This window comes from Candidatus Poriferisocius sp. (assembly GCF_965208355.1).
Taxonomy (GTDB): Bacteria; Actinomycetota; Acidimicrobiia; order Acidimicrobiales; family Bin134; genus Poriferisocius.
This window is the reverse complement of the sequence record NZ_CBDBOM010000003.1, coordinates 1,438,452-1,451,459: the sequence shown is the minus strand read 5'-3', so window position 1 is coordinate 1,451,459 and position 13,008 is coordinate 1,438,452. Positions and strand designations below refer to the sequence as shown.

The 13,008-nt window shown below is 64.4% G+C and carries 12 protein-coding genes; 7 read left to right on the top strand and 5 right to left on the bottom strand.

The window, feature by feature from the left end:
• Positions 1–34 precede the first annotated feature (34 nt).
• From ACOGXH_RS08040 to ACOGXH_RS08030, 3 genes are read left to right on the top strand one after another with little or no spacing between them, the layout of a single operon-like run.
• Positions 35–730 (top strand): ABC transporter ATP-binding protein, encoded by a 696-nt coding sequence (locus ACOGXH_RS08040; protein WP_419928586.1) that lies wholly within the window; start codon positions 35–37, stop codon positions 728–730.
• 1 nt (position 731) lies between these two features.
• Positions 732–1,934, top strand: coding sequence for an ABC transporter permease (locus ACOGXH_RS08035; protein WP_419928585.1), 1,203 nt, complete (start codon positions 732–734; stop codon positions 1,932–1,934).
• A gap of 54 nt (positions 1,935–1,988) precedes the next feature.
• Positions 1,989–3,191: an acyl-CoA dehydrogenase family protein gene (locus tag ACOGXH_RS08030; protein WP_419928584.1), complete on the top strand. Its 1,203-nt coding sequence runs from the start codon at positions 1,989–1,991 to the stop codon at positions 3,189–3,191.
• Here ACOGXH_RS08030 and coaE read toward each other — a convergent pair.
• A complete protein-coding gene (coaE, locus tag ACOGXH_RS08025; protein ID WP_419928583.1) occupies positions 3,188–3,796 on the bottom strand; it encodes a dephospho-CoA kinase in 609 nt (202 codons plus the stop codon). The two genes, ACOGXH_RS08030 and coaE, sit on opposite strands and share 4 nt — an antisense overlap.
• Before the next feature lie 72 nt (positions 3,797–3,868).
• On the opposite strand from coaE, the gene ACOGXH_RS08020 reads away from it, so the two are divergent.
• Together ACOGXH_RS08020 and ACOGXH_RS08015 are read left to right on the top strand one after the other, a co-directional pair.
• Positions 3,869–5,056: an acyl-CoA dehydrogenase family protein gene (locus tag ACOGXH_RS08020; RefSeq protein WP_419928582.1), complete on the top strand. Its 1,188-nt coding sequence runs from the start codon at positions 3,869–3,871 to the stop codon at positions 5,054–5,056.
• Between the two features lie 18 nt (positions 5,057–5,074).
• Positions 5,075–6,184, top strand: coding sequence for an acyl-CoA dehydrogenase family protein (locus ACOGXH_RS08015; RefSeq protein WP_419928581.1), 1,110 nt, complete (start codon positions 5,075–5,077; stop codon positions 6,182–6,184).
• A gap of 13 nt (positions 6,185–6,197) precedes the next feature.
• Here ACOGXH_RS08015 and ACOGXH_RS08010 read toward each other — a convergent pair whose 3' ends face one another.
• Complete coding sequence (locus ACOGXH_RS08010; protein WP_419928580.1) at positions 6,198–7,100, bottom strand: alpha/beta hydrolase; 903 nt, start codon at positions 7,098–7,100, stop codon at positions 6,198–6,200.
• 36 nt (positions 7,101–7,136) lie between these two features.
• Positions 7,137–8,177 carry a D-2-hydroxyacid dehydrogenase gene (locus tag ACOGXH_RS08005; RefSeq protein ID WP_419928579.1) on the bottom strand — a complete coding sequence of 347 codons (1,041 nt, stop codon included), beginning with the start codon at positions 8,175–8,177 and terminating at the stop codon, positions 7,137–7,139.
• Between the two features lie 76 nt (positions 8,178–8,253).
• On the opposite strand from ACOGXH_RS08005, the gene ACOGXH_RS08000 reads away from it, so the two are divergent.
• On the top strand, positions 8,254–9,144 hold the full coding sequence (locus ACOGXH_RS08000; protein ID WP_419928578.1) for an SDR family NAD(P)-dependent oxidoreductase: 891 nt from the start codon (positions 8,254–8,256) through the stop codon (positions 9,142–9,144).
• Positions 9,144–10,502, top strand: coding sequence for a mycothione reductase (locus ACOGXH_RS07995; RefSeq protein ID WP_419928577.1), 1,359 nt, complete (start codon positions 9,144–9,146; stop codon positions 10,500–10,502). The genes ACOGXH_RS08000 and ACOGXH_RS07995 overlap by 1 nt, the downstream gene beginning before the upstream one ends.
• 34 nt (positions 10,503–10,536) lie before the next feature.
• On the opposite strand, the gene ACOGXH_RS07990 is transcribed toward ACOGXH_RS07995, so the two are convergent.
• Together ACOGXH_RS07990 and ACOGXH_RS07985 are read right to left on the bottom strand one after the other, a co-directional pair.
• Positions 10,537–11,346, bottom strand: coding sequence for a TauD/TfdA dioxygenase family protein (locus tag ACOGXH_RS07990; protein ID WP_419928576.1), 810 nt, complete (start codon positions 11,344–11,346; stop codon positions 10,537–10,539).
• Between the two features lie 30 nt (positions 11,347–11,376).
• Positions 11,377–12,996 carry an acyl-CoA synthetase gene (locus tag ACOGXH_RS07985; RefSeq protein ID WP_419928575.1) on the bottom strand — a complete coding sequence of 540 codons (1,620 nt, stop codon included), beginning with the start codon at positions 12,994–12,996 and terminating at the stop codon, positions 11,377–11,379.
• Between the last annotated feature and the right edge of the window lie 12 nt (positions 12,997–13,008).

Below are 13,008 nucleotides of genomic sequence, written 5' to 3'. Positions count from 1 at the left end.
AACCGAGTCTGGGACGCTCTCAAAGAGCACTCTGATGTTGACCGAGCCCCGGAAAGTGCTAGAGCTGCACCAGGTGGTCAAGCACTACCCAGGCACTCCCCCGGTGAGAGCCCTCGATGGCGTGGATTTGGTGATTCGCGCCGGCGAGTTAGTGGCAGTAGTCGGACCCTCAGGATCGGGCAAGAGCACCATGTTGAACATCATGGGTGCGCTGGACCGCCCCAGCTCAGGCGATGTCATTGTCGACGGCCAGGCCTTATCGCGGATGCGAGATCGAGAGGTGGCCGCAGTCCGAGGACGACGCATCGGATTCGTGTTCCAGCAATTTCACCTATTGGAGGGGTTGTCGGCGCTCGACAATGTGTCCACCGGCAACCTCTACCAGGGAGTCAGTCTGCGTTGGAGGCGTCAGATGGCCCGCGAAGTGCTGGAGCGAGTCGGGCTCGGCCACCGAATGGGCCAAAGGCCGGGAAAGCTCTCCGGCGGTGAGCGCCAGCGAGTAGCCATCGCCCGGGCGCTGCTGGGCGATCCGGCTATCGTGCTGGCCGACGAGCCCACCGGCAATCTCGACTCTCAGACCACCGAGGAGATCGTTGAGCTCTTCTTGGAGCTCAATCGAGCGGGTTCCACCATCGTGATCATCACCCACGACCGAGATCTGGCCGCCAGGATGCCCCGATCGGTCTCCATCCTCGACGGCCGCATCAGTCACGACTCGGCGGAAGTCTGATATGGCGCGCAGCAAATTGCGATTCCGCGACGCCCTTTCACTGGGAACGCTGGGACTCCGAACTCGAAAGGGCCGCACGGCCATGGCCGCCATCGGGATCGCCATCGGCGTGGCCTCCCTGGTGGCCCTAGTGGGCATCATTAACTCTGGGGAAGCCGACGCCCAAAGAGACCTCCTGGAGCAGGGTATCGACGTGCTGGAGTTGACGCCCGGGACCTCCTTTGCCGACGAACCCGAGTTGCTGCCTGGGGCCGCCGCAGCCATCGACACCCACATGCGAGACCTCGTGGATGTGGTTGCCTCCATCCGCCGGGTGCCAGCCACGATGCGCAAGACCGATTTCATCCCCTCCGTGGAGACGGGAGGCATTCGCATCTTCGCAGTGAACGAGGACGATTTGGATCTTCTGATGCCACTGAGGGGCGGAGTGGCATACGGTCGATTTCACGATGCGGCCACTGTGCAGGTCCCCACGGTGGTCCTCGGGTCCGACACCGCCGGGGTTTTGGGCTTCGACGAGCTCTATGCCAACCCAACTGTCCACATCTCTGGACATGAGTTTGCAGTAATAGGTGTTCTCGACCCGTTCACGATCAGCCAAGGGCTTACTTTGAATCGGGCTGCGCTGATTGGCTTCCCTGTAGCCGAAGAGCTCTACGACGCCGACGACAATCCTGAGCGCATCTGGGTGCAGGCCGACTTGGACGTAATCGAACAAGTCCGGGAGCTGCTCCCCCGCCAGGCCAACCCTGAAGCTCCCGGCGAGGTGGCAGTGTCTTCACTGGATCTCGAAGCCCGGGAGATTATCAGCGAGAACTTCGAGTCGCTGCTCAGCCTGCTGGTGGTGGTCATCATCGTGGTAGGGGCCATCGGTGTGGGCAACATCATGCTGATCTCGGTGCTGGAACGTCGGGGCGAAATCGGGGTGCGCCGGGCACTCGGTGCCCGGAAGATCCACATCGCTGTGCAATTTCTCATCGAGTCGATGCTGTTGACCTTGCTCGGAGGACTTGTGGGAATTGCGCTCGGGCTTGCAGTAGTGGCCATGGCCACGCAAGTACTGGACTGGCCAATGACGGTGGAGTTGTCGTTTATCGGCATCGGATTGGGAGTGACGCTGGGAGTGGGGTTGGTGGCTGGGATGTACCCATCATGGCGGGCTTCCCGCATGGATCCCGCCGAAGCTGTTCGCCCCGCGGCATAGTGGCGTGACTTTCGGCTACGTGATTTCCATTAGCCACGAAATAGTGTCTGAGCCATGACCGCGACCCTTGAAGAGTTTCGCCAGCGAGCTCAAGAGTTCCTCGCAGAAAACGCAGTTCCCCGCAGTGAGCCGCCGGTGGAGTGGACCGAAGAAACGCTGGTGGCCGAGTGCCGCAGGTTCCACCAATCGTTGGCCGACGCCGGGTTGGGGGGCATCACCTACCCAGAGGAGTACGGCGGGCAGGGTCTCGACAAGAGCTATCTGGAGGCGTTCAACCAGGAACAGTCCCAATACCAGGCGCCGCTCGTGCCCGCCTCCATCTCCCATGGGATGTGCCTGCCGGTGATGAATGAATTCGGCACCCCCGAACAGCGGGCCCGCCATCAGGCTGCCATCATCCGATGCGACGAACTTTGGTGCCAGATGTTTTCTGAGCCCGGCGCTGGCTCCGACGTGGCCTCGCTGGCCACCCGGGCGGTACGCGACGGCGATCAATGGGTGCTGAACGGCCAGAAGGTGTGGACCTCGGGCGCCCAGTACTGCGACTACGGGTTGTGCGTGGCCCGCACCGATCCGACCCAGCCCAAGCACCGGGGGCTGTCCATGTTCATCGTCGATTTGTCGCTGCCCGGCGTCGACATACGGCCGCTGCGCCAGATCAACGGGAGCTCGCATTTCAACGAGGTCTACTTCACCGACGTGAGTGTGGGCCACGATTGCCTGGTCGGGGGCGAGGGCAACGGCTGGAACGTGGCCGTGGCCATGCTGATGTACGAACGGGTGGCCATCGGCGCAGGCGGATCGGGGGACATGAGCGGCCGGATGACCAGCGCGAAGCTCACTACCGAAGCTCGAAAGCAGGGTCGCAGCGGCGACCCAGTGGTGCGTAATGCGATAGCCGACCTCTACATTAGCGAGCGCATCCAGAGCTTCATCGGGATGCGGATTCGCCAGGCCGCTGAATCGGGCCGAGCACCGGGGCCAGAGGGCTCCATCGCCAAGCTGAACGCGGCTTTGCTGAGCCGGCAGTCGTCCGACGTGGCCATCGAATTGGCTGGACCGGCTGGCCAGGCTTGGGATGCCACCGAAGACGACGCCGACGAATGGGCCAGCGCCGTCATGACTGCGCCGGCCATGTCCATTGCCGGGGGCACCAACGAAGTTCAGCGCAACATTATCGGCGAGCGGGTGCTGGGCCTGCCCAAGGAGCCCGACCCCTACAAGGGCCAGCCGTGGGAGGCAGTCCCCCGCTCCTAGCCGGTCAGCTCAGCCCATACCAGATCGACAGCACCAGCGAGTTCCTCGGGTGTGCCGTCGTTCACGATCACATGGTCGGCAATCGCCCGCCGCTGCTCGTCGCTGGCCTGGCTGGCCATGCGAGCCCGGGCCTGTTCCTCGGTGAGTCCCCGCTCGATCAGCCGGGGCAAGCGCACTGCTTCAGGAGCCTCCACCACCAAAACCTTGGTATAGCCCCGTCCTGACTCCAATTGACCGAGACGGCTCTCGGTCAACACCGCCATATCGAGCACCACTGCCTGCACCTTTCCCCCATCTGCCAAGCTCCGAAGCTTGATGTCCAGTTCGGCGTTGATAGCTGGATGGCTGACGGCCTCCAGAGCGGTCAATCGATCGGGGCGTCCGAATACTTCGGCGGCCACTTTCGACCGGTCAATATTGCCGTTGTCGTCGGTGATTCCCGGTCCGAAGGCGTCGATCACTCCCTGCTCGGCCCGCCCTCCCGGTGCCAGCACATCCCGCCCAATGGCATCCACGTCGATCACCACCGCCCCCAGCTCGGCAAACCGAGCCGCCGCGGTGGATTTCCCGGCCCCGATCCCTCCGGTGAGCCCCACGACCAACATTGCCGAGAGGCTATCGGCCTAGTGGGCAACCCTGGATAGCCCTGCTCTTGCCGGGGCTGTCAGAATTGGGTTATGCGCGTCGAGTTGACCGATGACCAGATAGAGCTTCAACAGGAGCTGCGAACGTATTTCGCCAACCTCATGACCAATGAGGTGCGCGAAAAGATTCGCCACACCGAGACCGAAGCCAATGAGGACTATAAGGATCTGATCCGCCAGATCGGCAGCGACGGATGGCTGGGCGTGGGCTGGCCGGTGGAGTACGGCGGCAAGGGATTCACCCCCATCGAGCAGTACATCTTCTTCAACGAGTCGTGGGCCGCTCAGGTGCCGGTGCCGTTCCTCACCATCAACACAGTCGGCCCGACCATTCGGGACTACGGCACCGACCGCCAGAAGGACTTCTTCTTGAAGAAGATCCTGGCCGGGGAGATGCACTTCTCCATCGGCTATTCCGAGCCCACTGCGGGCACCGACCTGGCCGCCCTCAAGACCAAGGCGGTGCGCGACGGAGACGAGTGGGTGGTCAACGGTCAGAAGATGTTCACCAGCCTGGCCTACGACGCCGACTACGTCTGGCTGGCCGCCCGTACCGACCCCGATGCCCCCGCCCACAAGGGCATCACCATGTTCTTGGTGCCCACCGACGACCCCGGCTTCGATATCCAGCCTTTCGTCACCATGGGCAACAGCCACACCACAGCCACCTTCTACGACAACGTGCGGGTGCCCGACTGGCTGCGGGTGGGCGAGGTGAACGGTGGCTGGGGCCTCATCACCAACCAGCTCAACCACGAGCGGGTGTCGCTGTGCGCCTCGGGGGGCATAGCCAATCTGGTTGACCAAGGAGTGGAATGGGCCAAAGAGGCCAAGCTGCCCGACGGCCGCCGGGTGATCGACCAAGAGTGGGTGCAGGTCAAGCTGGCCGAGTGCCGGGCCCGGGTGGAGTTCTTGGACCTGTTGAACTGGAAGGTGGCCTACGAGTCCACCGTGGGCACCAATCTGAACCCGGCGCTGGCATCCACCATCAAGGTGTGGGGCTCGGAGTCTATGCACCTCATCTATTCCGGGTTGACTGAGGTGGTGGGCGCCACCGGACACCTGAAGAAGGGCTCACCCCATGCCGATTTCTCCCACCGAATGGAGGAGTCGTATCGGGGCTGTTGGGTTCTGACCTTCGGCGGCGGCACCAACGAGATCCAGCGAGACATCATCGGCATGGCCGGCCTCGGTCTGCCTCGCGAGAAGCGCCGCAAGTAGCCGGCAGGAGGCAAGACAATGGACTTCACCCTCAATGAAGAACAGCAGGCGGTAGCCGACCTGGCCAACCGGATCATGGGCGACCGCCTCGACATGGAGCGGCTCATGGAGGTCGAGGCCGCCGACGAGTGGTTCGATCGGGACCTTTATGCCGAGCTGGCCGCCGCGGGTCTGGTGGGCATCGCTCTGGGCGAGGACGTAGGCGGAGGCGGTCTGGACTTGATCGCCGTCGGCCAGGTGCTGGAAGCCCAGGGGCGCCATGTGGCCCCGCTGCCCCTGTGGAGCGGGATTCTGGCTGCACTGGCGGTTGACGCCTTCGGCTCCGACGAGCAGCGCCGGCGAGAGCTCCCCGGCTGCGCCGACGGGTCCAACGTGTTGACCCTGGGCCTTCAGGAATATCTGAACGACGACGTCTCCAGTCCAACGGCCCGTGTGGTGGACGGAAAGCTGGTGGGCACCAAAGAGGTGGTCGAGTTCGCCGCCGAATCCTCCAAGATCGTGGTGGTGGCCGGGCTCGACGACGGCTCCGACAACGGCATCATCAGCGGCACCGGGCTGTTTCTGGCCGACTTGTCCGACCCGGCGGTGAATTTGGAGCCAGGGGTGTCCACTCGGCTCCAGCCTGTGCATCAGGTGAGCTTCTACGGGGCACAGTGCGAGCCCTTGGGTCCGGCCGACGGGGCATCGGTGGCGTGGCTGGCCGATCATGCGGTGGCCCTGTTGTGCGCCACCCAGGTGGGTGTGGTTGATCGGGCGCTGCGCCTAGCCTCCGAGTACACCTCCGAACGGGAGCAGTTCGGCCGTCCGGTGGCCACCTTCCAAGCAGTCACCCAGCGCCTGGCCGACCAGTTCATGCACGTGGAGGCGGTGCGGCTGTGTACTTACGCCACCCTGTACGACCTGGCCGAGGGCAACGACGCCTCAATGCGGCTGCCTATCGCCAAGTGGTACGCCTCCCATTGGGCCCACGACGTGGCCCACGCCACTCAACACGTGCACGGCGGCATGGGGGTGAGCATCGACTACCCCCTCCACCGCTACACCCTGTGGAACAAGCACATTGAATGCTCCCTGGGCGCCGGCACCCAGCAGCTGCGCACCTTGGGGGCGCGCTTAGCCGCCAGCTGATCCGGCGGGACGGCTACGTCCGCTCGGAAATGTAGGCAGCCAGCTCGGCGATGCCCTCTTCTGCTTCGGGGGCGACGCCGGCGAGCAAGTGCCAAACGTGCATCATGTCTTGCCAGGGGCGGAACTCCACGGAGCCGCTGGCGCTCTCGATGCCCTCAACAACGCGAGTGCTGTCGTCGTAGAGCACCTCCTCAGTGCCCACCTGGATCATCATGGGGGGCAGGTCTTCGAACTTGCCGAACACCGGCGAGATGTAGGGGTCAGCAGCGTCCACGCTTTGCGCGTAAGCCATGACCATGCCATGCAGGGCGTCGCCGCCCGACAGCATGGGATCGCGCTCAGCCCGCTCGGTCATTGAGTCGCCCGAGAACGTCAAGTCGGTCCACGGCGAGATGGGAGCCGCGCAGGCGGGCTGCTCCAAGCCCTCGTCCCGCAGCTTCATGCACAGCGCGATGGTCAGTCCCCCACCGGCGGAATCGCCGCTGATAGCAGTGTGGGCCGCCTCTCCTCCGTTGGCCAGGTGCCATTGCCACGCCGCCATGGCGTCGTCCAGCGCGGCCGGGTAGGGATTTTCGGGAGCGAGGCGGTAGTCCACATTCAACAGCCGGGCCTTGGCCTCGACCGCCAATCGGCTCACCACATGGCGGTGGGTGTTGAGGTTGCCCACTACATAGCCGCCGCCGTGCAGATAGATGATGGTCCGGTTTCCCTCCACTTCGGGGGGTGTCACCCATTCAGCAGGCACTCCACCGGCGTCTACCGGAGTGACACTCACCCTATCGGGAATGGGCCTTGAGCTGTACGACGCCTCAAATCCAGCCCGAGTCGTCTCCAGGTCAGGCGGCGGTCCGGCGTTCGCCTTTTGCATCTGCTCCTTGATGGCGGCGACCGCGGCGTTATAGGCGTCTGACGGCATCAGTTTTCTCCTCGACGGTTTGGCTATGACGCATTCCTAATAGACCCGGTCGGGATCCACCACGTTGCGCAGCGGTTCGTCGGCCAGAAAGCGTTCCAGGTTGTCGCAGAACAGCTCCATCAGGGCCTCGTTGTATCCCTCTCGGGCGGTGGAGCAGTGGGGAGACAAGTACATGTTGGGGGCATCCCACAGCGGGCTGTTCGCTGGCAGCGGCTCCTCCCGGGTCACGTCTAGGACCGCGGCCCCTACCTGCCCCGACTCCAACGCAGCCACCAGCGCGGGCTCGTCGATGATCGTTCCCCGACCCACATTCACCAGCACTACCCCGGGCTTGAGCTGCCCGAGGCGTTCGGCGTCGAACAGGTCAATGGTCTCTGGTGTATGGGGTGCGCTCAAAACCACCGCATCGCAGCGGGCCAGCATCTGATCCAGTCCATCAGGGCCGAACAGCCCGTCGACGTCGGGATCGGTGTCGCCGGTCCGGGCCGAACGGCGGTTGCCCAGCACGGTGGTCTCGAAGGCTTTGGCCCGGCGGGCCACATCCCGGCCGATGGCTCCCAGGCCAACGATGCCGATGGTCTTCCCCTTCATCAACAAGCCCTGGTGCATCTGCCAGTGATGGTCCTTTTGCTGGCGTTCCAGCACCCGGATGTCCTTCCACACCTCTAACAGGCGGCCGATGGCGAACTCGGCAATCGGAACCGACGCCACCCCTGCAGCATTGGTCAACTCGATGCCCTTGGCCTTGAATTTGGCCGGCTCCAACTGGCCGATGCCCGCCCCGATGGCCTGCACCCAGCGCAGCCGGGTCGCCCGATCCCAGATCCCATGGGGCAGGTCGAGAACCATCATCACGTCGGCCTCGGCGATCGTTGCCCGCTCCGAATCCGACAGTGGCGGTGCGGTGGCCAGCAGCTCCTCGGTAACCCGGCCCTTGGCTTTGGCGTCCCGCAGCCCGTGGGGTTCGAAATAGGGAATGTTGTGGAACTGCACTGAGGGAAACCGGCGGTGAAGGTCGTCGAGCTCCGACTCATCCATGGCCAGCGGGTACATCACTACGGCGTTTACCTTGTTCACGGCGGGAACCCTAGTGGTCTTGCTTTCCTCCCCGCCGACATCGGCTCGGCCTCCAGGCAAGCGGTAGCGTCGGCCCATGGACACTCTTGAGGGCAAAGCAGCAGTCATCACCGGCGGGGCCAGCGGTATGGGCCGGGCCATGGCCGATCGATTTGGGGCGGCTGGGGCCCGCCTCATGATCGCTGACGTGGAGGGGCCGGCTATGGACGCCGCGGTGGCCGAGTTGAACGACGCCGGCGTGGACGCCGTGGGTGTGCTCACCGACGTGAGCTCGGAGGGGGACATGGACGATCTGGCCGAAGCGGCCTTCTCCCGGTTCGGGCAGGTCAACGTGGTGTGCAACAACGCTGGAGTAGGTTCCGGCGGGTTGATGCACACCCTGACCACTGCCGATTGGCAGTGGATTCTGGGGGTGAACCTTTGGGGGGTGATCCACGGTATCCGAGCGTTCTTGCCCCACCTGATGGAGCACGGCGACGGCCACATCGTGAACACCGGGTCGGTCGCCGGGCACACCTCCTACCCCAACATCGGCCCCTACAACGCATCCAAGCATGCGGTGGTGACCATTTCCGAGACGCTCTACCACGAACTCCAGGAGAGCGGATCGTCGGTAGGGGTGTCTGTGTTGTGTCCTGGATTGGTGACCACCAACATCATCAACTCCGAGCGCAACCGCCCCGAGACGCTGCGCTCGCCGATCATCCCGCCCGATCCCACCGCCGAAGACGAGGAGCGGATCCAGATGATGATGGCCATGTACGAGGACGCTGTAAAACCGCCCGAGGTGGCCGAGTTGGTGTATCAGGCCGTACTCGACAACCAGTTCTACATCTGGACCGACTACGTGTACGCCCCGGCCATTATGAACCGCCATGAGGACATTCAGTTGGGCCGCAACCCCAGCTTCCGGGGCCAGCTCATCGACGAGGACCAAACCGCCAAAGGGCCTCCTCAGGGCGGCTGATGTCTCAATCACCCGAGCAATTCGACCTGGTGGTGGTGGGCACCGGGTCGGGCAACAGTGTCCTGACCCCGGATTTCGACGACTGGCGAGTGGCACTGATCGAACGGGATGTGTTCGGCGGCACCTGCCTCAACCGGGGCTGCATACCCTCCAAGATGTTCGTGTACGCCGCCGACATGGCCCATCAGGCCGGCCGCACCGGGCACTTGGGGGTGGACAGCACGCTCGACGGTGTGCGCTGGCCCGAGATCGTGGGGCGGGTGTTCGGGCGCATCGACCCCATCGCCCAGGGCGGGGAAGACTACCGCCACAGCTTGGACAACGTTACCGTTTTCAACGGTGACGCCCGCTTTGTCGGCCACAAGGTGCTAGAGGTGAATGGGCACCAGCTCACCGGCGACCACATCGTGCTAGCCGCCGGGGCCCGGCCGTTCATCCCCCCGATCTCTGGTCTAGACGAGGTTCCCTACCACACCTCCGACACCGTCATGCGCCTGGAGTCGCTGCCCGAGCGGCTGGTGATCTTGGGCGGCGGCTACATCGCCGCCGAGCTGGGCCACGTATTTGACGCCATGGGGGTGTCGGTGTCGATCGTGAACCGCTCAGACCGGTTGCTGCGGGCCGAGGACGAGGAGGTGTCGGCCGCGTTCACCAAAATCGTGGCTCAACGGATGGACTGCGCCCTCGGCTCCCCCATCATCGGGGTGTCCCAGAGTGGGTCGCAGATCACAGTGCACACCGAGGCTCGGGATGTGACCGGCGATGTGCTGTTGCTAGCCACTGGCCGAGTGCCCAATGGCGAACAGCTGGGGGTAACTCGTTCCGGGGTGTCGCTCGACGACCGCGGCTATGTGGTGACCGATGAGTTTCTCCGCACCAATGTTGAAAGGGTGTGGGCGCTGGGCGACATCTGCCATGCGGCCCAGCTCAAACACACCGCCAACGAGGACACCCGCGCAGTAGCCCACAACATCGCCCACCCCGACGACCTGCGGGCACCTGATCATTCCGGCATTCCCCACGCGGTGTTCGCCTATCCGCAGGTGGCCGCGGTCGGGGCCACCGAACAGGCCCTGCGTGCTAAGGGGCGACCCTACCTGAAGGCCGTTCGGCCCTACAGCGATACCGCCTATGGCTGGGCCATGGAGGACACCACCAGCTTCGCCAAGGTGCTGGCCGATCCCAAGACCCGGCGACTGCTAGGCGCCCACATCATCGGCCCTCAGGCCCCCACTCTCATCCAGCAGCTCATCCAGGGATTCCAGTTCGGCCTCACTGTGGACGAGATGGCTCGAGGCCAGCTCTACATCCACCCCGCGCTCACCGAAGTGGTGGAACAGGCTCTTTTGGAGCTCTAGCAGAGATCTCGAAAAGGCGTTCTTGGCGCTATAGCTAGGCCGCGGGCGCGGCTGCTACCGGGCCGGCGCCGGAGGGGTCGTAGATGGTGACGCGGTGGATACGCCGGTGGTCGGCGCCATAGTCGTTGATGGCGTAGTGCATGGTGCAGCGGTTGTCCCACAGGGCGGCATCGCCGTCGCTCCATCGCCATCTCACGACGTACTCGGGCTGCTCCATGTGATCGCACAACAGCGCCAGCAGGGACCTGCTCTCCAAGTGGCTCATCCCTTGGAGCGACGACGTCCACCCCCGGTTCACAAACAGGATCCGTTGGCCGGTCTCGGGATGGACGGTTATAGCCGGGTGGTCGGTGAATTCGGTGAGCCCAGCCCGGCCGTGTCGGGCGATGACACCCTCAAGAGCCGCCTTGATTGGATCGGACAGGCCCTCGTAGGCGGCCTGGGTGTTGGCCCACATGGTGTCACCGCCAGAGGGTGGAGACTCCTTCATGGACAGCAGCGATCCCAGCGGAGGCTGGCGGGCAAAGGTCACGTCGGTGTGCCAGAAGTTGGCCCGCGAATAAGCATTCGAGCTGTCCAGGACCAGGATTTTGCCCTCGTCGTCCACCGTGTGGTGTTCTCGATGGTCGGTGTCGTCGTTGCTCACCGCGGCCAGATCGCCGAACAGCGACCCCAGGGCCACGTGCTCCTCGTCGGTCAGGTGGATCTGGGGGAAGAACAGCACCTTGTGGGCCCAGAAGGCCTCCCGCAGTTCGGCCGCCACCTCGTCGTCGAGGCGATCGGCATCCAGCCCTTCCACTGTGGCTCCCAAAGCCGCCGGCAGCGCAGTCACTTTGATGCTCATGGCTCTATGTTTCCAGAGTTGCGAGAAAAATCAATCGACGCCCAAGGATTCGAGAGCGAATTGCTTGGCCCACTGGTAGTCGGGCTTGCCGTTGGCCCCCCGCTGGACGGCCTTGGCCCTGATGAGCGACTTGGGGAGCTTGTAGGCCGCCAAACGGGTGCGAGCATCGGCAATGACCTCTTCGTCGGTGGCCACGTCGGCCATCTGCACCACGGCGGTCACCGCCTCGCCCCATTTGGGGTCGGGCACCCCTACCACCAGGCAGTCGGCCACCGCGGGATGGGCCTTCACCGCCTCTTCCACTTCCTCGGGGTAGATCTTCTCCCCCGCGCTGTTGATGCACGCAGAGCCTCGGCCTAGCAATGTGATGGTGCCGTCGGCCTCCACGGTGGCCCAGTCGCCGGGCACCGACCAACGCCGCCCGCCGATGGTCCGGAACGTGGCCGCCGTTTTTTCCGGATCCTTGTAGTAACCGATGGGAATGGGCCCGCCCACGGCCACCATTCCCTGCTGTCCCGAGCCGGGCTCCACCGAATGGCCGTCCTCGTCGAACACCGCGGCGTTCTCCCCCAGGGTGAACCGGGCGGTGGCCGAACCGCCCTCGCGGTCGCTGATCCTCATGCCCGTGCCGGTGCCTTCGCTGGAACCGAGGGAGTCCACCAGCTTCATGTTCTTGTGTACCAACAAGGCTTCTTTGGCGGGCTGGCTCCAGATCACCCCCGAGGACATGATCATGAACACCGACGACAGATCGTAGGGCTCCCCTCGGGCTGCGGCCGCGTCCAGGGCCTCAGCCATGGGCCGCCCAAAGGCGTCGCCCACAATGGTGAGCACGGTGGCCCGGTCACGCTGCACGCACCGCCACAAGGCATCGGCGTCAAAGCGGCGCTCGGGCATGGTGATCACCGCCCCGCCCTGAGTGAAGGTGGCCAGGGCAGAAATGCTGGCCGTACCGTGCATGAGCGGTGAGGCGGCAAGCTGCCGGGTGACCCGATTGCTGTCGTAGATGGCCGCGATGTTGGACTTCACCAACTCGATGGTCTCCGGGAGGGGCAACGTCAGCGCCCGAAATGGACTGGCCATGGTGCCAATCACCGAGCTGTGGGGCCACATGACCCCCTTGGGCTTGCCGGTGGTGCCGCCGGTGTAGAGGATCCACAGGTCGTCAGGGCTGCGGCCGATGGGAGGAGCCGGGTCGCTCTCGGCGATGAGCGTCTCGTAGTCCAGCGCCCAGTCGGGCACTGGATCGCCCGGCTCGCCCACGCAGATGGCCGCCCGCAGCAGCGGCAGGTGCGCTCGGGCCTCGTCCACCCGGTCGGCCAGCTCCGGTGAGAAGAACACTGCCTTGGCGTCGGCGTCCTCCAGCAAGTGCTGCAACTCACCGGCCAGATAGCGATAGTTCACGTTGCATGGAGCCGCTCGGGTCTTGAACGCCCCAAAGGTGACCTCGCTGTAGGGGTTGCCGTTGTAGAGGTAGAGCCCAACGTTGTCGCCCTCGCCGATGCCGAATTCTCCCAGCGCGGCAGCCAGCCGGGAGGCCCGGTCTTCGAACTCCCGCCAGGTTCGGCTGACCGGTTGACACACCACTGCATCGGCATCCGGCACAACTTCGGCAGCCGCCTCCCAGGCGGTGGCCAGATTCAAGGGCACGGAGAGTGACAA